At 51.9% G+C, this 25,171-nt stretch carries 21 protein-coding genes; 10 read left to right on the forward strand and 11 right to left on the reverse strand.

The window, feature by feature from the left end; translation table 11 throughout:
- Positions 1 to 51: 51 nt before the first annotated feature.
- Positions 52 to 1,785: an arginine--tRNA ligase gene (gene argS / locus Q4563_RS09320; RefSeq protein WP_303604343.1), complete on the forward strand. Its 1,734-nt coding sequence runs from the start codon at positions 52 to 54 to the stop codon at positions 1,783 to 1,785.
- A 95-nt stretch (positions 1,786 to 1,880) separates the two neighbouring features.
- On the opposite strand, the gene Q4563_RS09325 is transcribed toward argS, so the two are convergent.
- Positions 1,881 to 3,455 (reverse strand): chitinase, encoded by a 1,575-nt coding sequence (locus tag Q4563_RS09325; RefSeq protein WP_303604344.1) that lies wholly within the window; start codon positions 3,453 to 3,455, stop codon positions 1,881 to 1,883.
- Between the two features lie 474 nt (positions 3,456 to 3,929).
- Here Q4563_RS09325 and Q4563_RS09330 point away from each other — a divergent pair, with 474 nt between their 5' ends.
- Entirely contained in the window at positions 3,930 to 5,144 is a 1,215-nt protein-coding gene (locus Q4563_RS09330) for a multidrug effflux MFS transporter (protein WP_215975116.1), read from the forward strand.
- On the opposite strand, the gene Q4563_RS09335 is transcribed toward Q4563_RS09330, so the two are convergent.
- The 4 genes from Q4563_RS09335 to Q4563_RS09350 form a co-directional block, all read right to left on the reverse strand.
- Complete coding sequence (locus Q4563_RS09335; protein WP_303604345.1) at positions 5,141 to 5,827, reverse strand: DUF3313 family protein; 687 nt, start codon at positions 5,825 to 5,827, stop codon at positions 5,141 to 5,143. The two genes, Q4563_RS09330 and Q4563_RS09335, sit on opposite strands and share 4 nt — an antisense overlap.
- 79 nt (positions 5,828 to 5,906) lie before the next feature.
- On the reverse strand, positions 5,907 to 6,236 hold the full coding sequence (locus Q4563_RS09340; protein ID WP_303604346.1) for a YqcC family protein: 330 nt from the start codon (positions 6,234 to 6,236) through the stop codon (positions 5,907 to 5,909).
- Positions 6,236 to 8,371 (reverse strand): ATP-dependent DNA helicase DinG, encoded by a 2,136-nt coding sequence (dinG, locus tag Q4563_RS09345; protein WP_215975113.1) that lies wholly within the window; start codon positions 8,369 to 8,371, stop codon positions 6,236 to 6,238. Before dinG ends, Q4563_RS09340 begins: the two co-directional genes overlap by 1 nt.
- Entirely contained in the window at positions 8,371 to 9,531 is a 1,161-nt protein-coding gene (locus tag Q4563_RS09350; RefSeq protein WP_303604347.1) for a 1-acyl-sn-glycerol-3-phosphate acyltransferase, read from the reverse strand. Before Q4563_RS09350 ends, dinG begins: the two co-directional genes overlap by 1 nt.
- Before the next feature lie 129 nt (positions 9,532 to 9,660).
- Here Q4563_RS09350 and Q4563_RS09355 point away from each other — a divergent pair, with 129 nt between their 5' ends.
- Positions 9,661 to 10,065, forward strand: coding sequence for a YchJ family protein (locus tag Q4563_RS09355; RefSeq protein WP_303604348.1), 405 nt, complete (start codon positions 9,661 to 9,663; stop codon positions 10,063 to 10,065).
- A gap of 85 nt (positions 10,066 to 10,150) precedes the next feature.
- Positions 10,151 to 11,416: a diguanylate cyclase domain-containing protein gene (locus tag Q4563_RS09360; protein WP_303604349.1), complete on the forward strand. Its 1,266-nt coding sequence runs from the start codon at positions 10,151 to 10,153 to the stop codon at positions 11,414 to 11,416.
- A 16-nt stretch (positions 11,417 to 11,432) separates the two neighbouring features.
- On the opposite strand, the gene Q4563_RS09365 is transcribed toward Q4563_RS09360, so the two are convergent.
- A complete protein-coding gene (locus tag Q4563_RS09365; protein WP_215975110.1) occupies positions 11,433 to 12,449 on the reverse strand; it encodes an aspartate carbamoyltransferase in 1,017 nt (338 codons plus the stop codon).
- Positions 12,450 to 12,734: 285 nt separating this feature from the next.
- Between Q4563_RS09365 and Q4563_RS09370 the strand changes: the two genes are divergently transcribed.
- Positions 12,735 to 13,643, forward strand: a complete 909-nt coding sequence (locus Q4563_RS09370) for a DUF2971 domain-containing protein (protein WP_215975109.1) — start codon at positions 12,735 to 12,737, stop codon at positions 13,641 to 13,643.
- Between the two features lie 35 nt (positions 13,644 to 13,678).
- On the opposite strand, the gene lnt is transcribed toward Q4563_RS09370, so the two are convergent.
- The 5 genes from lnt to miaB all read right to left on the reverse strand — a co-directional run bounded on the left by lnt (position 13,679) and on the right by miaB (position 19,096).
- Complete coding sequence (gene lnt, locus Q4563_RS09375; RefSeq protein ID WP_303604350.1) at positions 13,679 to 15,217, reverse strand: apolipoprotein N-acyltransferase; 1,539 nt, start codon at positions 15,215 to 15,217, stop codon at positions 13,679 to 13,681.
- Complete coding sequence (locus Q4563_RS09380) at positions 15,207 to 16,061, reverse strand: HlyC/CorC family transporter (protein WP_215975108.1); 855 nt, start codon at positions 16,059 to 16,061, stop codon at positions 15,207 to 15,209. Before Q4563_RS09380 ends, lnt begins: the two co-directional genes overlap by 11 nt.
- Positions 16,058 to 16,564 (reverse strand): rRNA maturation RNase YbeY, encoded by a 507-nt coding sequence (gene ybeY / locus Q4563_RS09385; RefSeq protein WP_215975175.1) that lies wholly within the window; start codon positions 16,562 to 16,564, stop codon positions 16,058 to 16,060. Before ybeY ends, Q4563_RS09380 begins: the two co-directional genes overlap by 4 nt.
- Before the next feature lies 1 nt (position 16,565).
- Positions 16,566 to 17,600, reverse strand: a complete 1,035-nt coding sequence (locus tag Q4563_RS09390) for a PhoH family protein (protein ID WP_303604351.1) — start codon at positions 17,598 to 17,600, stop codon at positions 16,566 to 16,568.
- 134 nt (positions 17,601 to 17,734) lie between these two features.
- Positions 17,735 to 19,096, reverse strand: a complete 1,362-nt coding sequence (miaB, locus tag Q4563_RS09395) for a tRNA (N6-isopentenyl adenosine(37)-C2)-methylthiotransferase MiaB (protein ID WP_215975107.1) — start codon at positions 19,094 to 19,096, stop codon at positions 17,735 to 17,737.
- 200 nt (positions 19,097 to 19,296) lie between these two features.
- Between miaB and Q4563_RS09400 the strand changes: the two genes are divergently transcribed.
- From Q4563_RS09400 to Q4563_RS09420, 5 genes are all read left to right on the forward strand, one after another.
- Positions 19,297 to 19,629, forward strand: a complete 333-nt coding sequence (locus Q4563_RS09400) for a DUF1820 family protein (RefSeq protein ID WP_215975106.1) — start codon at positions 19,297 to 19,299, stop codon at positions 19,627 to 19,629.
- 145 nt (positions 19,630 to 19,774) lie between these two features.
- Positions 19,775 to 20,941 carry an FAD-dependent oxidoreductase gene (locus Q4563_RS09405; protein ID WP_303604352.1) on the forward strand — a complete coding sequence of 389 codons (1,167 nt, stop codon included), beginning with the start codon at positions 19,775 to 19,777 and terminating at the stop codon, positions 20,939 to 20,941.
- Positions 20,942 to 21,033: 92 nt separating this feature from the next.
- Positions 21,034 to 22,917: a di-heme-cytochrome C peroxidase gene (locus tag Q4563_RS09410; protein ID WP_303604353.1), complete on the forward strand. Its 1,884-nt coding sequence runs from the start codon at positions 21,034 to 21,036 to the stop codon at positions 22,915 to 22,917.
- Positions 22,918 to 23,032: 115 nt separating this feature from the next.
- Positions 23,033 to 24,484 (forward strand): phospholipid carrier-dependent glycosyltransferase, encoded by a 1,452-nt coding sequence (locus Q4563_RS09415; protein ID WP_303604354.1) that lies wholly within the window; start codon positions 23,033 to 23,035, stop codon positions 24,482 to 24,484.
- Positions 24,481 to 25,038, forward strand: a complete 558-nt coding sequence (locus Q4563_RS09420) for a PA14 domain-containing protein (protein ID WP_215976050.1) — start codon at positions 24,481 to 24,483, stop codon at positions 25,036 to 25,038. The genes Q4563_RS09415 and Q4563_RS09420 overlap by 4 nt, the downstream gene beginning before the upstream one ends.
- The last annotated feature ends 133 nt before the right edge of the window (positions 25,039 to 25,171 follow it).

The raw sequence follows: 25,171 nt of genomic DNA on the forward strand, positions 1-25,171 counted from the left end.
TGCCTCGGCATGCTACAATTCACGGTTTTCTAATCTGACTGTTTGAGCCCTATGAACATCCGTGAACTTCTGAGCGAAAAAGTAAAGTCCGCTATGAACGCAGCCGGCATTCCCGCCGAGTGCCAACCCATGGTGGCGCCGGCCAAAAAAGCCGGTTTTGGCGATTATCAGGCCAATGGCGCCATGGCTGCGGCCAAGAAAGTCGGCACCAATCCGCGCGAGCTGGCCGGTAAGATCACAGACGAGCTTGAGCTCGGCTCAATCGCGGATAAAGTAGAGATCGCAGGCCCGGGTTTTATCAACATTCACCTCAACCCGGCCTGGCTGAGTGAACAACTGGGCAACGCCGAGCGCGATCCGGCTCTGGCGATTCGCCCCGCCGCTGAACCACAAACCGTTGTAGTGGATTACTCATCCCCCAACCTTGCCAAAGAGATGCACGTCGGCCACCTGCGCTCGTCGATTATTGGCGACGCACTGGTACGCATCCTCAGCCGCCTGGGTCATAAGGTCATTAGGCAGAACCACGTGGGCGACTGGGGCACTCAGTTCGGCATGCTGATCGCCGAACTCGAAGAACAAATGGCCGATAGCGACAGCGCCAGTATGGCGCTATCGGATTTGGAAGTGTTTTATCAGCAGGCCAAAGCGCATTTCGACCGCGAGCAGGCGTTCGCCGATAAGGCGCGCGACTATGTAGTAAGGCTGCAATCCGGTGATGCCAAAACACTGGAGTTGTGGCAATCGTTTAAGCGTGTTTCTCTCGCTCATAGCGCCGACATTTACAACAAGCTCAACGTAACGTTAAGCGATGAGGATGTGTGCGGTGAAAGCTTTTACAATGACGATTTAGCACCGCTGGTTAGCGAGCTGCAAGCACAGGGCTTATGTCAGGAAGATCAGGGCGCGCAAGTGGTTTTCCTGCCCGAACTGGCCGACAAAGAGGGCAACCCCTCGCCGGTGATTGTGCAAAAGCAAGGCGGTGGTTTTCTCTACGCCACTACCGACTTAGCCGCTATTCGCTATCGCGCCAATACGCTGCACGCCGATCGTATTCTCTACTTTATTGACGCCCGCCAGTCTCTGCATATGCAGCAGGTGTTTACCTTGGCGCGCAAGGCAGGCTTTGTCGACGAGCATGTGAGCCTTGAGCACCACGCCTTTGGCACCATGATGGGTGCTGATGGCAAGCCGTTTAAAACCCGCTCGGGGGGCACGGTTAAACTAGCCGCTCTGCTGGACGAAGCTATTGAACGCGCCGCGAAAGTCATTACCGATAAAAACCCAGACCTGGCTGATGCTGACGATGTCGCGCGCAAGGTGGGTATTGGCGCGGTAAAATACGCAGATTTGTGTAAAACCCGCACCAACGATTATGTCTTTAACTGGGACACCATGCTGAGCTTTGAGGGCAATACCGCGCCCTACCTGCAGTACGCATACACCCGCGTGCGCAGTGTTTTCCGCAAGGCAGAAATCGAACCTGTGGCGGTCAGCGGCGAGATCGTTCTTGCACAAGAACAAGAAAAAGCACTCGCCATCAAGTTGTTGCAGTTGGGCGAGGTATTAGGGCAAGTTGCCGACGATGCCCTACCCCATGTGCTCTGCACCTACTTATACGATGTCGCCAGCTTGTTTATGCGCTTTTACGAGGCCTGCCCGATTCTTAAGTCGGATGTAGATCCGGCGATGCGCGCCAGCCGTCTGCGTATTTGCCACGCGGTTAGCCGCACACTGGAAACCGGCTTAGATATGCTGGGCATCGAAGTCTCAGAGCAAATGTAATATGTTGCCCGGCAAGACGTAAAAAAGGCGCCCCAGCAATGGGGCGCCTTTTTTGTTTGCGCTATTTTGTTTGCGCTATCGAATCAGCCCGGCGATTAAGGCAAGCTATGCACCTTGTCGCCAATTGGGCCAGAGAAGATATAACCGTCGTGAATATCCCAGTTAATCGACCAGGTCATCACCCCGCTGAAGTCCGGATACACCCCACCCGCATTTACCGAGTCACAAGCGGTGCCAGCCGTGATGCAATCGAGCGCATCGATAATGGCCTGATTGGTGGCCAGACCAGAACCCGCTGACGAAGACCCGGAAGGCAAGCCCAACGACACCTGTTGCGGGTCGAGCCCCTCAAAGTACAAAGAACCGGCTGTCTGGAAACCTTCAATCAACATCCGCGCCGAAGCCACCATCATATCCACCGAGCCGGCAGGGTATGATTGATTAGCATAAGGCGTTTGCAATCCACCATTGTTATAAAGCTGCACATGCAGCAGGTCCAGCAAGTCGCGCGTTTGGTCAATGATAGGTAAGTACGCTCCCCAAACACCGGAGTAAGCGGTCAAGCCACCCTGCACATATGGGTGCTCCGGTGCCATGGTCAGCGCCATGCCGCCCACATTGGTATCAATCTGACGCAGAGCCCCAGGTAAGCGCGCTTGGATTTGCGAGCCGTGTACCAGCTGCGAGCCACTTTCCAGGTCAATATCGACACCATCGAACCCCCACTCGTTGATCAGGCCGGTCAAGCTGGCCACAAAGTTCGCCTCATCCGAATCGGTATTAAGTGTAATGGTGCCCTCGGCGCCGCCCAGAGACAGCACGAAAATTTTTCCTTCGGCCTGCATGGCCGCCATATCCTGTTTGAATTGAGTTGCGTCCAAACCGGGACAGCTAGTACCGGAGCCGTCGAACAGATTAAAGTGCACCGTGCCATTGCTGGCCGGGTCGTTGTCGGCAAAAGCGATATCGATAATATCCCAGGCATCCGGAATCTCTGACAGTGCAATTGGACAGCCCGCACCGTTCATAAAGTTATGCCAATACCCGACCAAAGCATGATCGGGGAAGTTACCGCTGTAACCGCCACCTGGACTAGAGCTGGACGAACTGGAACTAGAGCTCGACGACGAACTGTTAGAACTAGATGAATTCGCGCTGCAAGAGCGCTGCTCGGTCCAGGCATCGCTCCAGTGGGCACCCGTACCCGGGGCATAGGCCCAGTCGGCACTGGATGAACACCAACCGCTAATATCACAGCGATATTCGCTACCGGCATTTTGCACCAGCTGACCTACCGAATAAGCACTTCCGGCGCTGTATACCGGGGAAGAGCAATCCCCCACCGGGGCCTGCGAGCTACTAGAGCTGGAGGAGCTACTGCTCGATGACAGGGAGGAGCTGCTGGATGAACTTGAGCTGCTTGCGGGTGAGCCGTCGCAAGCACCTAAGCCGAGCCACTCATCCCACGCACCCGAGCTCTGTGCCGGTTGATCACCGCGAGTCCACCATTTTGCCTCGTAAGCGAAACCCGAGTCTTCAACCTGATCACCTCCGAGATAAGCAGTAGCCGCGTCCCAAGTGGATAAACTGGAGCAATCGTACGCCTGAACGGGACTGGCGCAAATCACCGCGCCAAGCAGTCCGGTTCCAGCCAATAATGTCTTTTTCATTCTAATCTCCTCGCTGTACTCTCCCAGTGCGCACGCGCCCGGGCAAAGTTTTATTGTTGTTTCAACCCCGCTTGTCTGCTCCCTATCGATATACCATCGTCAGTCCCGTGCCCTATCAGCGGATTGGTAGATTTCAGCCCAACAACAGAGACAACGTTGTCAAGCTGGTTAGAAGGTGTACCACGCAGCACCCGTCAACTCAAAGCCAACACGGAAAAACGTGACTCACGCCCGTTTTTTAAACCCTGTAAGCATATAAATAGATTTTTTAATGCATAAATTACTGCTGGATCGGGTATTCAGATCTCTGCCCATTTTGTTATATACGGCCATATACACCTAAAGTACGCGCCAGATGGCACGGGAAATTTCACAAATACTTGCCTTTCGCGACCTCCCAACACATATAAATTGTGTATAGTGAGCCGTTGATTTTGCCCACTCACTCTACGCCGCTAGTGCTGCCTTACGCCCATGACCAATCGCTCGTTGCCCCGCTATTTTCTCCTGTATCTCGGCGCATTAGTCGCTTTGGGGCCGGTGGCGATGGATGCATACTTGCCCGCACTGCCCACCATGGCAGACAAGCTCGGGGTCTCTATCGCCACACTCAGTGCGTCGGTCAGTACTTTTTTAGTCGGGTTTGCCTTTGGCCAGTTACTGGGTGGCCCCATCTCCGACCAAATAGGCCGCAAACCTGTGTGTTTATTTGGCACTGGGTTGTTTATCGTTACCAGTGCGGCTATTGCGGCCTCAGAATCGGCCTCGGTGATTAACAGCTTGCGCCTATTGCAGGCTTTCGGTGGCGGATTTGCATCAATTACCGCCATGGCGCAAGTGCGTGATGTGTACCCGGCCGAAGAAATTGGCAGTCGTTTCGCTACGGTAATGATGGTTATGATGACCGCCCCGGTCATCGCACCAATAGTGGGTACTGGGCTGCTTCACTGGGGCTGGCAGGCCATTTTTATTTTTCAGGTTATCTATGCCTTACTGCTCTTAATCATTATGTGGCGAGTAAGCCCAGAAACCTTGCAACACAAAAAAACCGCTCTCTCTTTAGGGCGTATTGTTCAGCAGTACGCGGCTATCATTTTGCACCGACATCAAGGGCGTTTTTTAGCCGCTGTGTTTGCTTTGAGTATTGGCTGCGCCGCGGGGGTGTTATTGATATTTGTCACTCACGCCTCGTTTACGTATATGACGTATTTTGGGGTCAGTGAAGGAGTTTTTTCTTTGCTGTTTGGACTCAACGCTATTGGTCTAATTGCAGCCAACTGGTTGAGTGCGCGTTTATTGAAGTTTATTGATCCGCTGCAGATTTTTCGTGTGGTGGTGATGGCGCAGGCAGCGGCAGTTTTGATTTTGGCATTGCTGGTTTACATCGACGCTTTGTCGCTGGTTCTGGCCGTTCCGTTGATAGTGTTTATAGTCAGTTGCGTAGGCATTAGTAACCCAGCCGGTGCTGCGCGCTTTATGGCCATGTTTACCCCTCAACAAGGAGGCAGTGCCGCGGCCATTCAGTTGGTGGCGATGTTTGTTCTCGGCTCAGCTATGGGGGCGTTGGCCAGTCATTGGCACGATGGCAGCTTGAAACCCATGATCCACACTATGTTGTTATCCGTTGCCCTTAGCTCGGTATTGCTGATTCCACTGCGCCGGTTACAAGTACCAAAAGCCCGCCGTTAACGCGAAGCATCCAAATGGTTACGCAAAGAGCGAGTCCAACTGCGCATATAACGCTTGGCATCGGCCATATTGGTCACTCGGTTGGTCCACTGTAAGTGATTCAAGCTGTCTTGATCCACTTTGCGATCGACAATACGAGCCACTATTTCGCCGCTACGAGCATCGTAGGCTTCTAACAATAATGTCATTTCCCCAAAACTTGTGGTGTAGCTTCGCACCTTAGTGGCGCCATCGATATCAGGCGCGTGTATATCCAAATCGATAATCGCGGGCTTGAGCTCTAACACCTGAGTTTGAGTGTCGTATTGAGCAGCTTCGGGTGTTTCACCTTCTGCCACTAAACGATAGGCGGGCTCTTGGCGTAGCGACTTTTCAAAGTATTCATCGCACACGGCGGCCAAGCGTTCTTGTATCTCCTGCATATCACGCTCGCTGACCCTCTGCCCCCCAATATTACGGCCCGAGTTTTGCGAGCGCATCCAGTTATCGCGAAAAGCAACGGTACACGGTTGCAGAGCAAAGGCATGATAATCAGCGATATCAATATCCGGCTTAACATAGAGCTGATCCCAGCCCTTATCTTGCACTAAGTGTAAGCCATCGTGGGATACCGGTGCGGGGGGTGTCGCGCAGCCGGCCAGAAATAAGCCGCCACACATGATCCAAATTCCGAGTACTTTCATCACTAAGCCCTATTGCTATTAATCCGCTATATCTCACGGTAGCGCTTACACGTCATTGCCTCAAGGTGTTGTTTGTAAATTATTGTGTCAACAACCGATCAATCATCTGCAATTGCGAGACAAGTGCCGGCGCTGAGACACCCTGTGCCCGGCAATACTCTTCTGCCATGGGCGCTACGCTACAGTTTCCCGGCAGTGGGTTGGCGTTATCTGCAAGAGCCTTTAACTTCGGAATAAACAAAAATTGTAACCACTGGGGAAATCTTAAGGTGTCGAGCGCAAAGGGTTGAGTGCTGGCTAAAGCCTGTGCCGGAGGCGATTGCTCTTGCCACCATTGCAGGGCTCGCAAACTGACCTCAAGATCGTCGAGCGCTACTGCGAGAGTTTGATGTGTGGCGGTGCTATTCATTAGGCGTCAATTTTGCGTGCAAAAGGCGGTAGTGAATCTAAGATGGCCTTACCGTAACGTTTTGTGACAACCCGACGATCGAGCAACGTTATACGGCCATCATCGCCTTCGGTACGCAGTAGTCGGCCGCAGGCTTGAATTAATTTTAAAGACGCATCGGGAATGGTGATTTGCATAAACGCATTGCCACCGCGAGACTCAATCCACTCCGATACGGCGGCCTCGATTGGATCGTCGGGCACCGCAAAAGGTAGCTTAGCAATAACCACATGGGCGCAGTAATCACCTGGCAAGTCGACGCCTTCGGCAAAACTTGCCAGGCCAAACAAGACACTACCCTCGCCGCGGTCGATACGTTTTTTATGGGCCGATAACATCTCTTGCTTGGAGGCTTCGCCCTGCACCTGAATTTTATCCTGCCATGCGCTGGGCATTGCATCGAACACGTCGAGCATTTGACGACGCGAGGAAAAAAGCACTAGGGAGCCTGCAGCCGGATCCAACACAACAGGAAGCTGTTCGATCACCGATTGAGTATGGGCGGCACTGTTACCCGCGTCCACTGCATCGCGCGGCACGATAAGCTCGCCTCGGGAAAAATCAAAGGGACTGGGCACCACGGCATAGCGACTGTTATCTGGCGTGCCGGCGCGCATTTTAAAACGATCAAACTTACCCAGCGCGGTCAAAGTCGCCGAGGTAACGACCGCCCCGTAAGCTCGATTCCACAAACTAAATTCCAGAGTACGAGCCGCCAAAATGGGGCTCGAACAAACTTCAATATCGTAGTTGCCGGAAAAATCCACCAATGTCAGCCAGCGCGCGCGCGGCACACTGGCGTCGTTATCTGTGCGGGCGTAGCTCAACCAGAGTTCGGCGCTGGCTTCGGCACGCGATTGCCAAGCGCCAACCACAGGATAATTATTTTCCAAATCCACTTTAGGGACCGGGCAGTGGGCATCTTCCATCGCCTCATTAATTTCGGCGCTAATTTTACTTAATAAATCACTCAGACGATCAAAACTGGCGTGTAGTTGCTCTGCCTGCGATTGGATACCATCTGGTACTACCCCATTGTCAAAACGATAATGGTTCGAACGTCGATCGCGGTTACTCTCTGCCACCGACTGCACCAGCTCATCTAAAGCCGGGTACAGCATATCCAGCTCACGCTTACACTCGATAAACTGACCGGGTAATTGCTCGGCAAAATGATCGACCCTACCCGCGCCACCGATTTGCCCCAACACCGTCGACAAACCTTTATTGCATTGCTCTAGCCAGCGACTAGTGGAGAGCATACGCGTGTGGTGGGCAAAATGATTGAGCGCTTTATCGGGCAGGTGGTGGCCCTCATCAAACACATAAATAGTTTCTTCCGGATCGGGCAAAATAGCGCCGCCCCCCAGAGCCAAGTCGGCCAACACCAAGTCGTGATTGGTGACAATGCAATCGGCATTGTGCAATGCATCGCGCGCTTTAAAAAAACTGCAGGCCGAGACATTTGAACAACGCCGCCCGGTGCATTGACGGTGATCGGTGGTGACGCGCTGCCAATCGGCGCTCTCCAATGCACTGGGCCAAGAGTCGCGTTCGCCATCCCATTTATTGGCAGCCAGTGCGTCCATCATCGACTCGTATAAACGCACGCCCTGCTCATCAACACTGGGCAGTTCATCTTCGTAGAGAGCACGAGTCGGATCGACGGTACTGGCAAACTCGCTCATTAAGTTGTCCAACTTAGACAGGCACAAATAGCGCCCCCGCCCCTTTGCTAAGGCGAAACTAAACGAGAGGTCTGAATGATTTTTTAACTCGGGCAAGTCTTTGTGAATGATTTGTTCTTGCAAAGCAACGGTGGCTGTGGATACCACCAATTTTTTTCCCAGAGCTTTGGCGATAATAATACTCGGCAATAGGTAGGCGATAGTCTTACCCGTGCCTGTGCCCGCTTCCACCACGCAAACATGACCATCGCTGTTGCGCACGCCTTCGGCATCGGAGGTAATCGACCCCAGAGTGCGAGCAATTTCAGCAATCATCATTTTTTGCCCGTGCCTTGAGCCGAGCTCGCGCGACTGTAAGAAAGCCGAATAACTCTCTTGGATGTTGCGTTTTATATCGTCAGTTAGCATTAATTTTGTCGAGCATTTAATTTACTGTGAACCGGATTGGCGTACATCTCCAGCAAGATTTCACGCTGCTCGGTGGGAATCGAAGCCACATGTAAATCAAACGCGGCCCGCTCTTCACGCAAATTACCGGGTTCGAATGGCAACCCTTGGGCAGAGTATGGCAGTGACCGAGCTTCATTGCCCAGCGCGTCGTAGGCAAAACAATTGCTCGGATGTAACACGTACTGGCTCCAGATTTGCCGGTCGATCTCGGCGGCCACCGCGACGTTATCTTCATACTCGCCGCTCAAGGGTGTGCCAAAGGCAACATGCACATTGCCCTTTTGCCCGGCGATACCTTTCGCAATACTTTGAATGTCTTCTTGATCGCCTTTCTCGTAGCTGCCGGTGGTTCGCTGGGCATAGAGCTCGTGGGTTTTGGCGCTATCACAGGGGTCCTGCTCATACGAGATAGAAACCGGCACGATTTTCAAAGACCTAACATATTCAGAGAAATCTTGGGTTTTAGGTCGGTTCAACGTCAGCATCCCAATCACAGCGGAGTTGGTCAGGTCTTTGCCATCTTTGGCCCGCCCTTCACGCTGTGCAATCCATATATTGGCTCGATCCACTGTCAAAGAATGGTGGATATACGCCGACAATTTTTTCGCCGCCTTGAGTTTTTCCCGTGGAGCCTTGGCAGAGCGATTGACGATAAAACTCTTATTCAATCGCATCAGGTCCGACACATAAGGCTTCGTCAACAAATTGTCACCAATAGCGATGCGCAATGTTTTAAAGCCGGCGTAATAAATGCTCCAGTTCACAAAAGCCGGATCTACGGCAATATCGCGGTGATTACTGACAAACAAATAGCCGCCGTCGGAGTCCAACTGATCGAGCCCGGATGTGGTCAATTTTGTGGTGGTGGTTTCAATCATATGACGCAGATATTTCTCAACCACCTCCTGCTGAAATTTATCCACCGTATCAACACAGGCCAGCTGCCTTTTCATTGCCCGCGACACCATTGGCCGTATAATAAAACCCAAAGGCCCCGCCAAGCGGGGAAACTTGAGTCTGGCAACAGCATCGGCCAACTCAGGATCGTTCAAAATACGGTCTAAGGCGGGCCGAACTTCGGCATCGTGGTAAGGGCGAATGTCGTCAAAATCGGTCATTAGTAGGTTCACACACGGTCAATAAATAGAGGGTTTGGCAGGTGACAGTTAGTCCCGCTCAACGTTAAGCCAATGCTTTAGCAACTGGCAAAATATTCAGCCGCACAACATACCCAAAAGAGGTGAAAAATGCCACTAAACACTGATATTAACTGCTATTGTGGCTCGATGGCACCGGCCTCTCAGTGCTGTGCCCGCTTTATTTATCAGGGGCAAATTGCGAGCACAGCGGTGGAGTTAATGCGCTCGCGCTACAGCGCTCATGTGTATGGCGCCATCGATTATCTGTGGCAGACTTGGAGCACCTCCAGCCGGCACAGCACCTCCCCGGAGGCAATTCACCAGTGGGCCAACCGTTGCGAGTGGTTAGGATTGGAGATTCTCGACTGGCATAAGGGGGGCGTGTCTGACCAAGAAGGCACGGTTACTTTTATCGCCCAGTACCGGCTCGGGCAGAAGACACATCAACACTTAGAGAAATCGCTGTTTCGGCGCGAGCAATCTTTTTGGCGCTATGTTGATCACTGCGCCTAATATTCGTCAAACTGTGACGCACATGATGTATTTAGCGCCAATTGTCGATAAACTGTTACCTGCCCAACTCTAGCTTATAGCCTACATGATGAAAATTCTTTTAGTCGAAGACAGCGCCACCTTGCGCCACGCCATGAGTCAGTATATTACTGACGCAGGCCATACGCCGTTGGTGGCAGAAAGTGGCGAGCAAGCGCTGCAACTGCTAGAAGACAACCCCGTCGATATGATCATCATGGATGTAGAAATGCCCGGCTTAAACGGGTTTGAAACCACCGCACTGATTCGCGAATGGCTGGGGGATCACTGGATTCCGATTATTTTCGTCACCGGAATGAGCGAAGACGAAGACTACCGGCAGGGTATCGAGGCCGGGGGGGATGATTATCTCATCAAACCCGTCAGTAAAATGATTATTACCGCCAAAATTCGGGCGATGGAACGTATTTCAGAGATGCGCGATCAGCTCAATGCGCTCAATAGCGAGCTGGAAGCCATCAGCCAGCTCGATAGCTTAACCCAAATATACAACCGCCGTACTTTTAACGAACAAGCCCAAAAGCAGTGGCTATTAGCCAGCCGGCAAGCCACCTGTATCAGCGCATTAATGATCGATGTCGATCACTTCAAACTGTACAACGACCACTACGGTCACCCTGCCGGTGACGCCTGCTTGGTTGCCATTACCGACGCCATCAAATCATGTCTGCACCGCCCTTACGACCTATTGGGACGCTACGGCGGTGAAGAGTTTGTTGTGCTGCTGCCAGACACCGATAAAGCCGGTATCGCCCGCGTTAGCGAGTGCATCAAACTAAGCATCGCCAATAAGTCGATACTGCACGAGGTATCACCCACCGCCGAAACGGTGACGGTATCCGTCGGCGGAGCCTGCTGCCCGCAAACATCCGGCCACAGCCTAGAGGGATTGATTAAAGCCGCCGATAGAGCGCTATACCGCGCCAAACACTCGGGGCGCAATCAGTACAATATTGATGAAATGACCGCCCATCGCACTGTAGTGATCGCTCACCCCGATGTGGAGATACAGCAACAAGCCAGCCAGCAATTGCAGCAGTACTACAATTTAGTGACGGCCGAAACCGCCGATGAAGCTTTGGAATTGTCCCTGACAATTCGCCCCGACTTGATTATTTTGAGCCCCGCTATGGCTGATCACCACGGGCGATTGCTCAGCAACCGGCTCAGCACTACCAAGCGCACCAGTACCACGGCTCAGTTGTTTCTGGGGCAGCCTCAAGCAGATACCACCGATGTTCAGCCCTGTGTGACTCTGCCCCTAAACCAAGACGACCTACTGCGAATGGCCAGCCAATTGCTCAGCATTTAACCCGCCACGCTGGGGCTCACAAGGTGCGCGCCGAGTTATACCAGTTGACGTCTCGGGCGTATTTATCCACTTGATCCACCACATCCAACACTAACGCAAACAGCGCCATTCGCACCAACACACCATTATCTGCCTGACGGAAAATAGCTAAATTGGGGTTCTGATTTAAATCGTTGTCTAGCTCATTGGCCTCGGCGCGCGAGTCGCGGGGCAAGGGGTGCATAATGACCGTATTGGGCTCGCAATACTGAGTGTAAATAGACTGGTTGAGGCGAAAGCGCCCACGGTAGGTATCGGCTTCGGCTTTGGAGGCGAAGCGCTCTTCTTGAATACGGGTTGAATAGGCAATATCGACGTTAGTGATGCTCTGGGTTAAATCCTCGGTAACCGCCACCGTATGGCCGGCGCTGCGCATATCATCGACAATATGCTCTGGCATAGCCAGCTCGGCCGGTGACACCAGTGTAATATGAACATTTTTAAATAAACGCATCAATTTACACAGTGAATGCACCGTACGGCCGTGCTTTAAATCACCGATTAAGGCAATCCTCAGGCCGTCAATCCCGCGATTTTTGGAAGCTAACTCTTTGCGTATAGTGTACAAATCCAGCAGAGCCTGGCTGGGGTGTTCATTGGCCCCGTCCCCACCATTTAATACCGGAACGCGGCTGGCTTCGGCAAACTCTGCCACCGATCCCTCGGCTGGATGACGCATACAAATGACATCGGAGAAACCAGACAACACTCGGGCGGTATCGTACAGTGATTCGCCTTTAGCAATGGCCGAGCTCTCAAATCCGGTGGTTTCGCGAACCTCCCCCCCCAGTAGATTAAAAGCGCAACCAAAGCTAATGCGGGTACGGGTACTTGGCTCGAAGAACATATTCCCTAAAATGGCGCCTTCCAGTACTCGAGTGACCTTGCGCCGCAGCGCGTAGGGCTGCATCGCATCCGCCACCTGGAAAATACGTTCAATATCTGGGCGATCAAATTGTTCGACGGAGAGAATATGAGAACCTGTGAAAATCACGACATTTCCTTGCGGTCTAAGGTGGGAGCAGTGGCGCTATTTTAGGCCTACAATCACACTTTGAACAGTGCCCAAAGGGCACTTTTCCAACTGCTCTTTACTCACAAGCTGCTATGCTTAGTAAGACAGGTGGCGTAAAATGTAACATTTATTGTTGCAACTTAACCCCAGAGCCGCTATTAAATACTAGCAGGCCGTTGAAATAATCATTGCGCTAATAAAAACTTTATAAATCGAGACCTTAGCCGATAGCTCTGAGGCATGATTTTCATTTAAGGATAAGCTGTGCCCGACCACCCAGATACTTTGGCCAAATTTGCCCAGGCCGAATGTGCTTATAAAATATTAGATCAGCAGTCCTTGCGCTGGAGCGCTCCGGTATTGTTCAGCGACCCGTTCGAGCTCAATCACCGCACTGCGCTGGCTTTTGACCCTCAAACGCTGCTACAGAGCGTCATTCGTACTTCTTGCGGAATGATTTTTGCCCGCGAAGAACCCAGAGGCAACTCGCCACTGGCCACTGTTATCCGCCGCTGGCGCGACGAAGAGAGGTTTTCTTCACCAGAGGAGGCCGAAGAAGTACTGGGCGAGTTAATGGCGCGCATGGTTGATCAGCGCCAGGAGGAAATTGATGAGACTATGGGCCACTGGCGCCTGTACACCCGCAGCTTGCGTATATGCAGCTTTAGCGCCAAGGCTGACAACCTCACGGCCTGGCAATATTTTGCCGACGAACATCGCGGCGCGGTATTGAAATTTCAGTGCGGCGACGACTCCTGTCTACCCCACCCCAAGCCGGTGCGCTATAACCAGACGCGACCCGAAATCACGACGTTAAAAGAGCAACTCAATGTCGTGCTGTACAACGAAAAATTAAGACCACAGGAATATTTTGAGGATAAATTTTTACTCAAACAACCCAGCTCTAAAAACGAGCAGGAATGGCGCTGCCTAATGAATGTGAGCCCCGAGGACGCGGTGAAAACAACCGATGAAAAGCAATGGTTCACCGAGGTCCCTTTTGCTTCGGAGCATTTGCGCTCGGTTTATTTAGGTGCATTTATGCCAGTGGAAACGAAAAAACAATTTTTAGAATTGGTCAGTAAAAAGTACCCGAACACCAAAATATTTCAGGCCGAACCGGTGGCGGGCAAATATGAAATTGAATTTACCCGTATTACCCTCAATAGCTAAACAAGTTGCGAGGCATCGCTAGGGCCTAACCAGATTCAGTGAAACCGACGCCTGGCAGCCAACAAACCGGCTAACATGGCCCCGCTTAACACCACCATCGGCCAACTGCCCCAGCGCATAAATGGTGTACCGCCGTAGGCGGGATAGACCACCCCACTCAATGTGGTGGCGACAAATTGCTCGCTCTTGGCCACGATCTCACCTTTGGGGTCAACAATCGCACTGATCCCATTATTAGTACTGCGAATTAAATAGCGCCCCGTCTCCAAAGCGCGCATTTGCGCCATTTGCAGATGCTGCAGCGGGCCAATAGAGTCGGCAAACCAGGCATCGTTACTGACCGTAAGCAACACATTGCGATGGCGCGCGCCCCGAGCCACTAAAGAGGGATAGACCACTTCATAGCAAATACTGGGCGCAATACTAACATCGCCTATTTGCAGACCACTTTGTCCGTCACGGCCCTGATGAATATAAGAGGTGGGTAAATCAAAAAATTCAATCGCCCCTCGCAGCCAACTTTCTAGGGGAACATACTCGCCAAATGGCACCAAACGCTGCTTGTGGTATATCCCCAACGCCTCACCAAAACCCGCCAGAGAATTGTAAAATCTCCGTGTTTGGCGCTCATCAAAGATAATGCCAGTAATCACTCCGGTTTGAGTGTCGCTGGCTTTGCGGTTCACCTCATCGAGAAAATCCAACGCGTTATGATAGGTTAAAGGCACTGCCGCCTCAGGCCAGATCAGCCAGTCGCTGCTCCAGTGCCCTTCACTCATCTGCATTAATAAATCTAAGGTAGGCTGTGCTTGGGCCGGGTGCCACTTCACCTCTTGCGCGATATTGGGTTGCACCATGGCGACTTTCACCGGCTGATCACTGTTCACCCGCGTCCAAGATATACCTTGCAGCCACCAGCCACCCAGCCAAAGACAGAGACTCAGCACAGTCGCCATCCACAAGTTGGCAGAAGGCCGCATAAAGAACGCCCAGCTGGCCAAACAGGCCGCACTGAAGGTGGCCAAAAAGCCGACCCCCAATACACCCAGCACCGGTGCCCAACCCGACAGCGGGGTCGATAAATGACCGTAGCCAATAAACAACCAAGGGAAACCGGTTAAAAACCACGTGCGCACCCACTCACCCAATAGGTAGCAGGCGGGAAATCCCAGCAAAATGCCTAGTCGGCCGTGGCCAATTAAACGCGTACACAGGGCAAAAGGCGCTGCAAAAACGAGCGCAAGCAATAAAACAAACAGCGCTGTTAACAGTGCAGCCAACCACCATGATGCATTGCCAAATTGATTGATGGCGACATACACCCAAGAGGCGCCCACACCGTATAGGCCAATACCAAAGGCCGTCGACAATCGAAACGCGCGGCCAGGGGACGATTTAAACAACAGTAACGCAAAGCCCGCCAACCCCAAAAACCCCAAAGGCCAAAGGTTAAACGGGGCCAAAGCCAAAGGCTGAACCACGCCACACAACAAAGTGAGGGCGGTGGCAAGCCAGGGAGGGAGTTTGTGAATACCGGACTTCACCTGCCCGGTGATGATGGTCTCAGAGGTCACCAAGGGTTAATCGCACCAAATGAATTTGCCGGTTATCGGCGTAAAGTACGCGAAATTTAAACCCATCAATTTCCGCCGTTTCATTGCGCTTGGGCAAATGGCCAAACGCTTGCATCAAAATACCGCCGATGGTATCGAAATCATCATCGGATAAACCGGCCTCGAAGTAATCGTTGAAATCCTCGATCGGCGTCAGTGCTTTAATCACAAAGTCCGTATCGCTGACACGCTTAATGTGCTCATCGCTCACTTCTTCATCGGTCTCATCTTCGATATTACCGACAATTTCTTCCAGAATGTCTTCAATAGTAATCAATCCGGAGATACCACCGTACTCATCGATCACCAACGCCATATGGTAGCGTTGCTCGCGAAATTCGCGCAGCAATACATTAACCCGCTTACTTTCCGGCACAATATTGGCGGTACGCAGAATTTCTTCCAGGCTAAAATCGGTGGTGCCCTCCAGCATCATGCGCAGCAGGTCTTTGGCCAAAAGAATGCCTTTGACATCGTCAATCGAGTCGCCGATAACCGGAAAGCGCGAGTGGCCGGACTCGATGATTTTGGGCAAAAAGTCTTTGGGTTTATCGTCAATCTTTACCGCTACAATTTGTGTACGGGGAATCATAATCTCACGCGCTTGAAGGCTGGATACATCCAGGGCGCCTTCAATAATATTGAGCGCTTCTTGGTCCAGCAGCTTATTTTCAGCGGCGTCTTTGATGATATCCATCAAGTCATCGCGAGACTTAGGTTCAGCGGAGAAGGCGTGTATCAGCTTATCTAACCAAGACCTTTCTTGGTGTCGGGTTAAGCTGCTACTCGAGGGGTCGTCCGTCATGGCGTTGATGATTCCTGTTTGAATATTATCTCGTCAGAGGCAGCCGTAGTGCTTACCTCGTAGGGCGGTGCGAAACCTAACCCGGTAATAATGGTTGTTTCCAGCGCTTCCATTTGCTCAGCCTCACAATCTTCGATGTGATCGTAACCTAGCAAATGCAAGGTGCCGTGTACAAGCATATGGGCCCAGTGTGCCTGCGGGGGTTTGCCCTGTTCGCGCGCCTCACGTTCGACCACAGCGGCGCAAACCACTAAGTCGCCGAGCAGGGGTAAACCCAGCTCTTCAGGTAAGTCGGCCGGAAAAGATAAAACATTGGTGGGATAATCGCGGCCGCGGTACTGGCCATTTAAGCGTTGACTGGTTTCGGCGTCGACAATACTGACACTGACCTCGCTTTGCGCGCGCCTGTCAGCGACTGCCGCCGCCACCCATCGGTGTACTTCGTCGTCACTCGGGGCTGTGTCGGCCTCCACCTGGACGTTGATATCAACTTGGCAGACCATATCAGTGATCGGTGTCCGGCTGTTGCGCTTCAAAAGCATCGTAGGCTTCTACAATACGCTGCACCAGAGGGTGTCTGACCACGTCTTTGGCGCCAAAGTGGGTAAAACTTATACCTTCCACACCATCGAGTACATTGACAACATGCTTTAAGCCCGACTTTTGACCGCGGGGTAAATCGATTTGTGACGGGTCACCGGTAATCACCGCGGTAGAACCAAAGCCAATTCGGGTGAGGAACATTTTCATCTGTTCACAGGTCGTGTTCTGACTTTCATCGAGAATAACAAACGAGTTATTGAGGGTGCGCCCGCGCATATAAGCCAGCGGTGCCACTTCAATTACGTTGCGCTCAAGCAATTTACCCACGGTCTCGAAACCGAGCATTTCGAACAGGGCGTCGTACAGCGGGCGCAAGTATGGATCGACTTTTTGCGCCAAATCACCTGGCAAAAAACCCAGTTTTTCACCGGCTTCAACAGCCGGGCGCACCAGTAAAATGCGCTCGACGTCATCGCGCAGCAATGATTCCACCGCACAGGCTACCGCCAAATAGGTTTTACCGGTACCGGCCGGACCCACACCAAAGTTAATATCGTGGGTTTGCACGGCGCGCACATAGCGCTGCTGGTTAACACCGCGCGGCTTGATGGTGCACTTTTTGGTGCGAATCAGTACGGTGCCTGCGGGAACCGGAGCGTCATCCGCCTCGTCCCAAACCGCTGGTTGTTCCTGCATAAGTTGTTCGACTCCTGCGCTCTGCAAGGCCAGATGAATTTCATCGGGGGTGAGTTCAATACGATCGGTCTCGCGGTACAGCTCGCGCAGTATCGCCGCCACAGCGTCGAGCTTAGCGGGGTCACCAATCAACGCAAATTGATTGCCTCGATTGCGAATTTCGATTTGCAGACGCTCTTCGATCTGGCGCAAATGCTGGTCAAACTGACCGCAGAGGCTGGCGAGACGGCGATTGTCGCTGGGCTCCAAGATCACCTCGCGGGTGTCTTGGGAGAGGTCGGGTACCACGTGTTTGTTCAAGGAAAAATCTGTACTCTTGCTGCGATATCGAAATTTAAGCCTAAACCATTCACACAAGTGTGAAAAGGGGGTGAACCGGCCAATTCCTTATTAGAAACTCACCCCATTTAACCACAGGTTATAGACTGAGATTGTTACATTTCATCCAACTCTGAGCTGATCAAGGTTCCCAATAACGAATTGGGCAGGGCCTGATCGATCCGAACATCGGCAAAATGCCCGATTAATGCCGGATCATCGGCGCGGAAATTCACTACCCGGTTATTCTCGGTTCGGCCCGACAGCTGACCGGGATCTTTCTTACTGTAACCACTGATCAGTACCCGTTCGACATTGCCTACCATACGGCGACTAATGTGTTGCGCCTGCTGAGTAATACGGTCTTGCAGAATTTTCAGGCGCTGCTTTTTAACCTCCATCGGGGTGTCGTCAGGTAAATCTGATGCTGGAGTGCCCGGCCGCTGACTGTAAATAAAGCTAAAAGACACATCAAAGCCAATAGCGCTGATCAAATCCATGGTCTTTTCAAAGTCGGCTTCGGTTTCACCGGGAAAACCCACAATAAAATCTGAGGAGAAACTAATTTCCGGACGATGCTGGCGAATACGACGCATTTTGGACTTGTACTCAAGCGCGGTGTGACCGCGCTTCATCGCCATCAATATACGGTCTGAGCCGCTTTGCACCGGCAAGTGCAGGTGACTAACCAGCTCGGGCACTTCGGCGTAGACATCAATCAGCGAATCGGAAAACTCCACCGGGTGAGAGGTAGTAAAACGAATGCGATCAATCCCATCCACCGCCGCGACCAGAGTAATCAATTCGGCCAAATCGACCAATCCATTGTCGGACTCACCCCGGTAGGCATTAACGTTTTGCCCCAGCAGGTTGATTTCACGCACGCCCTGCCCGGCCAAATGGACCACTTCGGCCAACACATCGTTTAAGGGCCGACTGACCTCTTCGCCGCGGGTATAAGGCACCACACAGAAAGTGCAATATTTGGAGCAACCTTCCATAATCGAAACAAAGGCGCTAACGCCATCGGCATCGGGTTTGGGCAAGTTGTCGAACTTTTCGATTTCCGGGAAGCTGATATCCACCACCACAGCACCATTGTCGCGGGGCTGCTCGATCATATCGGGAAGACGGTGTAATGTTTGCGGGCCAAAAATAAGGTCCACATAGGGCGCGCGTTCGGCAATAGCCGCGCCCTCTTGACTGGCTACACAGCCACCCACACCGATGATCATATCGGGATTTTTCTCTTTTAATTGTTTCCAGCGACCGAGCTGATGAAACAGCTTGTCTTGGGCTTTTTCCCGAATTGAACAGGTGTTAATCAGCACCACATCAGCGTCTTCGGGGTTTTCGGTGGCCACCATTTGGTGTGATTCGCCCAATAGATCACGCATGCGAGAGGAATCGTACTCGTTCATCTGGCAGCCGTGGGTCTTGATATAGAGCTTTTTCACCGGTGTTTCTGTCGCTGACATAGAGATTTAGCCTGCTGTGGTACGAAATTAAGGCCGCGCATTATAGCGGTGTCACTCGGTAAATCCCACACCTTACCGACTCTATTGATTATTTTTTACTCAGAGCATCGCCCCTTTGAGGGTGAATATGCTATTCTTCGCGCCCATTTTCCGTCCAAACCGTAATATTAGCCCTACTGTGGGCATCACACTGGAAGACTATGAGCTTAACCCCCATTTATAAAGTCATTTTCCTCAATCAAAGCCAGGTCTTTGAAGTTTTCGCGCGCGCCATTTACCAGAGCGAAATGTACGGCTTTATCGAAGTAGAAGAGTTTGTATTCGGCGAGCGCAGCCCGGTCGTGGTCGATCCGAGTGAAGAGAAGTTGAAAAATGAATTTGCGGGGGTCAAACGCTCGTATATTCCGATGCATTCTATAATTCGTATAGACGAAGTGGAAAAAGAGGGCGCCGCCAAGGTGCGTGACGCTTCGGAAAATACGGTCACCCCATTCCCCTACGGCCATATGGGTCCTCGCGGCGAAGACAACTAACCCCGTTAGCGTCCCTCTATCCGACTGAATATCTCGGTGCTAGGATAGCACTGAGACTCCGCCTGCCCGTGTTTTGTCTACACTGGTAAGATGAGCATAAGCAATCACTGCCAGCAACCCTGGCGGCTTTATTAAGGATATTTCAGTGGCCTACGACATCGCCATTATCGGTGCAGGTATTTCTGGGGCAGGCGTCGCCCAAGCCGCCGCCGCAGCAGGCTACAAAGTCGCTCTTTTAGAGTCCAGCAGTGTGGGCGGGGCAACCTCCAGCGCCTCTAGTAAATTAATTCACGGCGGCCTGCGTTATTTGGAGTCGGGGCAGCTCGGTTTAGTGCGCGAGTCGCTGCTCGAGCGAGAAAGGTTGCTCAAACTGGCTCCTGATCTGGTCAAACTGGCCCCCTTACATATTCCAGTGTATCGCCAAAGTTCCCGCAAACCTTTAACCATAGGTACCGGACTCTTACTTTATCGATTGCTGGCGGGTTTCAGCAAAGACACACGTTTTAGTCGGCTGGCGAAATCGCAATGGTCGCAATTAGACGGTTTAACCACCGAAGGGTTACAGACTGTATTTCGCTATAACGAAGCACAAACCGACGACCAAGCACTGACACGCGCCGTCGTCCATTCGGCGCAAACACTGGGGGCGGAGCTATTGCTACCGGCTCGTTTTTTAGGTGCGGAGCTCGGCGATGACCTCACCGACGTGCATTATCAGGATACACGCGGCCAACAGACCTTGCAGGCTCGGGTATTGGTCAACTGTGCAGGCCCTTGGGCGGCTAAACTCAATCAAACCATCACTCCCCAGCCAGCTCTGCCCGCCGTCGATTTAATCGGCGGCAGTCATTTATTACTGCCGCCGGTATTAAAACAACACTATTACTTAGAATCCCCCAGTGACGGGCGGGCAGTATTCGCCCTGCCCTGGCAGGGTAAACTGTTAGTGGGGACCACCGAAACCGAGCATCAAGGTTCACCTGAATCCGTGCAATGTCATCCGCACGAAACCCATTACTTGCTTAATGTACTAAAGCACTACTTCCCTCACCTACATCTGCTGCCCTCAAGCGCAACCACCACCGCCGGCCTGCGTGTATTACCGCGCAGCGACCAAGGAGCTTTTGGTCGCAGCCGGGAAGTTATGCTTTTGAGTGACAACCCCAGGCGCCCGCGCGTATTGACCATTATGGGAGGCAAACTCACCACTTATCGCGCTACGGCCGTCGACGCCATGACGCATTTATACCCCTCACTACCCACTGCTCGCCCCAAGGCGGATACCGCTACACTCCCTTTAGTAGGCTGCTGATTTCCCGCACTTGATAAATCCCTCGATCCGTACAACAATCTACCCGCAGTTGCGATAAACCCAATAACCCAACGCATCTTAGGGACTCTCTCATGACATATAGGATATGCCTCGCCTCTCTGTGCCTGCTGATTTTGCTCGGCTGCCAACCGACCACCGATGAACACAGCCCCAATGTCAGCGAACAAGCATTGAGTAACGACTGGTTTGGAGACTCTGCCGAGCGCATTGTGTACGCCGAGCAAAACTGGAGCCGAGAAGACAGCCAATGGTTTTACAATACCACTCAGGGCTCGAACCTGTTGCCTCTGACCATTTTTCGCCACTTAGAGCAGGCCGATAGCGTCGAGCTATTTCGCAACCAACGCAATATGAGCCGCTTTCGTTACATTACCCAAAATGCCACTGCCGACAACCCCGACGGCTTGCCCTTAGGCTGGGTCAGTAATCAGTATCAGGAAGAAGAGTACGTTGGCCTAACGTGTGCGGCCTGCCACACCAGTCAAGTAAACTTTAACGGCACAGGGATTCGCATTGATGGCGGCGCGGCCATGGCCGATATGAATACCATGCTGCACGAATTAGAGCGCGCACTGACAGCGACCCTACACCAAGATGACAAATTTGCTCGCCTGCAAACGGCGCAAACTGCCCTGCCCGCCGAGCAATTAAAAACACTGCTTGAGCAAAGCCGGCAAACCATCCAGCAATATAATGTTCGCAATACATCCCAAAACCAAGGACAGAACATCGCGTATGGTTATGCCCGGCTCGATGCCTTTGGCCGCATCTATAACCGTATTTTGTCCCATCTAACCCCGGGACAGATCAATGCTAACCCACCCAATGCACCCGTTAGCTATCCCTTTCTATGGGACACACCACAGCACGATTTTGTGCAGTGGAACGGAGTTGGCGACAACGAAGGCGAAGGCCCATTAGGGCGTAATACCGGCGAAGTATTAGGAGTGTTTGCCACCTTTGATTTAGCACCTAACCCCCATAACCATTACCCATCTTCGGCCCGCATCGACAACCTAGTGCAATTGGAAAAACGGCTGACAGAGCTCTGGTCACCGAGCTGGGCTGAACTGGCCGAAAGAAACATACTGCCCCCCATCGACTCGGCACTAGCCCAACAAGGCCAAGCGCTCTACTACCAATACGAATGCCACAGCTGCCACCAAAACATTGAAAGGACAAGCCCCGGGCGCCGTGTAACGGCCCAAATGAGCTCACTACAACATATTGGCACCGACCCGCAAATGGCCATCAATGCGCTTACCTATGAAGGGTTGAGTGGTTATTTTGAAGGGGAGCTAATCGACCCAACCGCACCGGAACAAGGCGTGTTTGGTCTGCAAACGCCGGTATTGTTTGCGCTGAAAAAAGCGGGGGAAGGTGTCATTCTTGGCGCCATCGCCAGCAACAATAAACTAAAAGAAGCCATTGAGGCCGCCGAAGATTTGGGTGAAACGGTTATTGATAACCCCGAGGGGTTAACGAAACATCGTAAACACCTGGATTTTACCACCGTTGATGCGAGCTCGCCGGTGGGCTTGCAAGCCTATAAGGCCCGTCCGCTGAACGGTATTTGGGCGACTGCACCTTACCTGCACAACGGATCCATTCCGACTTTATACGATTTGTTCTTGCCCGCGTGTGAAGCAAGCGCGAGCGAGGCCAACTGCCGCCCTTCTCAATTTACCGTGGGCTCGGTGGAGCTCGACCCCATTAAGGTGGGATTCCAGCAAAAACAGGCCGACAGCTACCCCGAATTATTCATCTTTAATACAACGCTACCCGGCAACAGCAACCGGGGCCACGAATACGCAGCTGGCAATACGCCGGTGGTGATTCGCAACGCCGAGGGCGATATTAAACGCAACGAAAACGGCCAACCACTGACCCAAAAAATGCCACCTATGAATCATAATCAACGCCTGGCACTGGTAGAGTATTTAAAAACCCTGTAATTTATAGCCGCACTCCGAGACTCGCTCTGGGTGCGGCCATACAATAAACAAAACCGGTACCATGCGCGCACAATTAAAAAAACATCTACATAAAGTTTATATTGGGATTTTGCTGGTGTGCTCTTTGAGTGTTTACACCACCGACCCAGGTCATCCAAACGCACTGTTTTGGGATGAGAATTACCATATTGCCTCGGCGCAAAAATACATTGATGGCGTCATGTATATGGAGCCGCATCCGCCGTTGGGCAAGCTGCTGATCGCCGGCAGTGAAGCGCTGCTAGGTCTGAACCGAGAGGCCGATAAGTCGAAGTTTTTAACCACTGACTATATTAAAGACAACCATATGCCCGAAGGCGGCATACATTATGCCGCCTTTCGTCTTCCCTCGGCCCTAATGATGGGCTTAGCCGTGCTGTTTTTTTACGGTTCAGTACGCCGTATTACCGCCAATTTACATGTGGCTTTTGCCTTTAGTTTTTTTCTGATCTTCGACAATGCACTGGTGATACACTCTCGGGCCGCTATGCTGGAAGGGATACAGCTGTTTTTTGTGCTTGGCGCGCTCTACCAAATGACCCGTGCCATTACGGGTAAGTATCGTGACAACAACCCGATCCGACTCAAACATTATGCTTACCTAGGGCTTTGGATTGGCTTGGCTATTGCCGTCAAAATCAACGGCGCGGTACTTTTACTGCTGTTTGTTATGCTCTACGGCGCCGACCAATGGCAAAACCTGTGCAATAAAGACTGGCTCGCTCTCATTCGCCGTCTTACGACTACCGTTCCGAGCGGTGTTAGCCCAATGATCTTGGTGGTGCTGGGCATGTTCTACCTGCATATCGGCCTCGGCTCAGAGCTTGCGAGCCACAACACGTATAAATCCAGCCCCGAATACCGCCAATCCTTAGAAGAAAACGGCAGCTGGTCATTAACGACCTATTTTGCCGCGCTGCCCGATAACTGGCGCTTTATGTCTGAATACGCCGATGGCGTTCCCAGTTTAGATGTTTGCAAAGTCGGCGAAAACGGCAGTTCATTGCTCGGCTGGCCACTCGGCACGAAAACTATTAACTATCGCTGGTCTAAACGCACCACTGATGGCACTACTTATGTGCGCTACCACAATCTGGTCGCCAATCCGGTGGTTTGGTTCTCGGTATTGGCCGGCATTGTGTTGTCAGTGGGGCTTATTATTAGCCGGTTTATTTATCAAAACCCCGTCAAAGACACCGCTCTTTTTAACTGGGTTGTGGCGTTTACCACCCTGTACATCAGCTACATGATGGCTATTTTGCAAATTGAACGAGTCATGTATATGTATCATTATCTGATGCCATTAATATTTGGGGTGGTGAACCTGGCATTAATATTTCAGTATGTATTTTACGATCAGCTCGCGCGCGGCAGTCGTCACACACTGATCAACCTAGCGGCCTATGTAATACTTGCCTTTGGCGTCTTCGCTTTTTTCTCTCCGTTTACCTACAGCTGGCCACTATTCGAAGCTCAGTTTGAATTACGCAACTGGTTTGATTTCTGGCAATTGGAGTTAGTCCGTTGATTAATCGCAATACTATTTTCTCTGTGCTTATCGCCGCGACCGTAAGTGTCATTATTTACCGATTGATTCCACCGAGTGTGGAACCAAACTTCACTCTGACCTTAAGTAAAAGCCGCAACAATATTGTCAAAATCAATCAGCCTCGCACTATTTCTGAATCGCGAGAGATGGTCATTGACCGTATTGAATTAAATGAACGCAGTCGCTTCCAACACCCCAAGCTCGGCCCACTAGGCTGGTCAGAAAACTTTTTTGCCGATATAGAATCACGCTTTAAGGTGACCGAGTCAGGCCGATACCGGTTTTTAACGGGTAGCGATGACGGCTTTCGACTCGCCATCGACGGCAACGTACTCTGCCAATTTCCAGGCGACAGGCCTTATCGCAAGCAGGCGTGTTACCAAACATTAGAAGTCGGCGAGCACCTGCTCGAACTCAATTATTTTCAGGGTTACGGCAATGCGGGGTTAACTCTAGAAGTCACAAAAAGTGATGTTAAATCTCCACAATTTTGGGGCGAGAAGATCGAGGGAATTGAGTATATCCAACCCTAAACCACGCCACCGCTGGCCCCTGTAACAACGCCTATACATTGACCCTGCACTGCTACCCAGCCGCAGGCAATCCCAACAGGTAAAGATTTTTAACAAATTACAGCGTTCATTCTCCAGCCGGCTCTGTTAAGTT

It is taken from the genome of Gilvimarinus sp. 1_MG-2023 (assembly GCF_030548285.1).

What these genes read in the sequence shown, in the direction of transcription:
- argS (WP_303604343.1), top strand. Translation starts at nt 52, where the DNA reads ATGAACATCCGTGAACTTCTGAGCGAAAAAGTAAAGTCCGCTATGAAC.
- Q4563_RS09325 (WP_303604344.1), bottom strand. Translation starts at nt 3,455, where the DNA reads ATGAAAAAGACATTATTGGCTGGAACCGGACTGCTTGGCGCGGTGATT.
- Q4563_RS09330 (WP_215975116.1), top strand. Translation starts at nt 3,930, where the DNA reads ATGACCAATCGCTCGTTGCCCCGCTATTTTCTCCTGTATCTCGGCGCA.
- Q4563_RS09335 (WP_303604345.1), bottom strand. Translation starts at nt 5,827, where the DNA reads ATGAAAGTACTCGGAATTTGGATCATGTGTGGCGGCTTATTTCTGGCC.
- Q4563_RS09340 (WP_303604346.1), bottom strand. Translation starts at nt 6,236, where the DNA reads ATGAATAGCACCGCCACACATCAAACTCTCGCAGTAGCGCTCGACGAT.
- dinG (WP_215975113.1), bottom strand. Translation starts at nt 8,371, where the DNA reads ATGCTAACTGACGATATAAAACGCAACATCCAAGAGAGTTATTCGGCT.
- Q4563_RS09350 (WP_303604347.1), bottom strand. Translation starts at nt 9,531, where the DNA reads ATGACCGATTTTGACGACATTCGCCCTTACCACGATGCCGAAGTTCGG.
- Q4563_RS09355 (WP_303604348.1), top strand. Translation starts at nt 9,661, where the DNA reads ATGCCACTAAACACTGATATTAACTGCTATTGTGGCTCGATGGCACCG.
- Q4563_RS09360 (WP_303604349.1), top strand. Translation starts at nt 10,151, where the DNA reads ATGATGAAAATTCTTTTAGTCGAAGACAGCGCCACCTTGCGCCACGCC.
- Q4563_RS09380 (WP_215975108.1), bottom strand. Translation starts at nt 16,061, where the DNA reads ATGACGGACGACCCCTCGAGTAGCAGCTTAACCCGACACCAAGAAAGG.
- ybeY (WP_215975175.1), bottom strand. Translation starts at nt 16,564, where the DNA reads ATGGTCTGCCAAGTTGATATCAACGTCCAGGTGGAGGCCGACACAGCC.
- miaB (WP_215975107.1), bottom strand. Translation starts at nt 19,096, where the DNA reads ATGTCAGCGACAGAAACACCGGTGAAAAAGCTCTATATCAAGACCCAC.
- Q4563_RS09400 (WP_215975106.1), top strand. Translation starts at nt 19,297, where the DNA reads ATGAGCTTAACCCCCATTTATAAAGTCATTTTCCTCAATCAAAGCCAG.
- Q4563_RS09410 (WP_303604353.1), top strand. Translation starts at nt 21,034, where the DNA reads ATGACATATAGGATATGCCTCGCCTCTCTGTGCCTGCTGATTTTGCTC.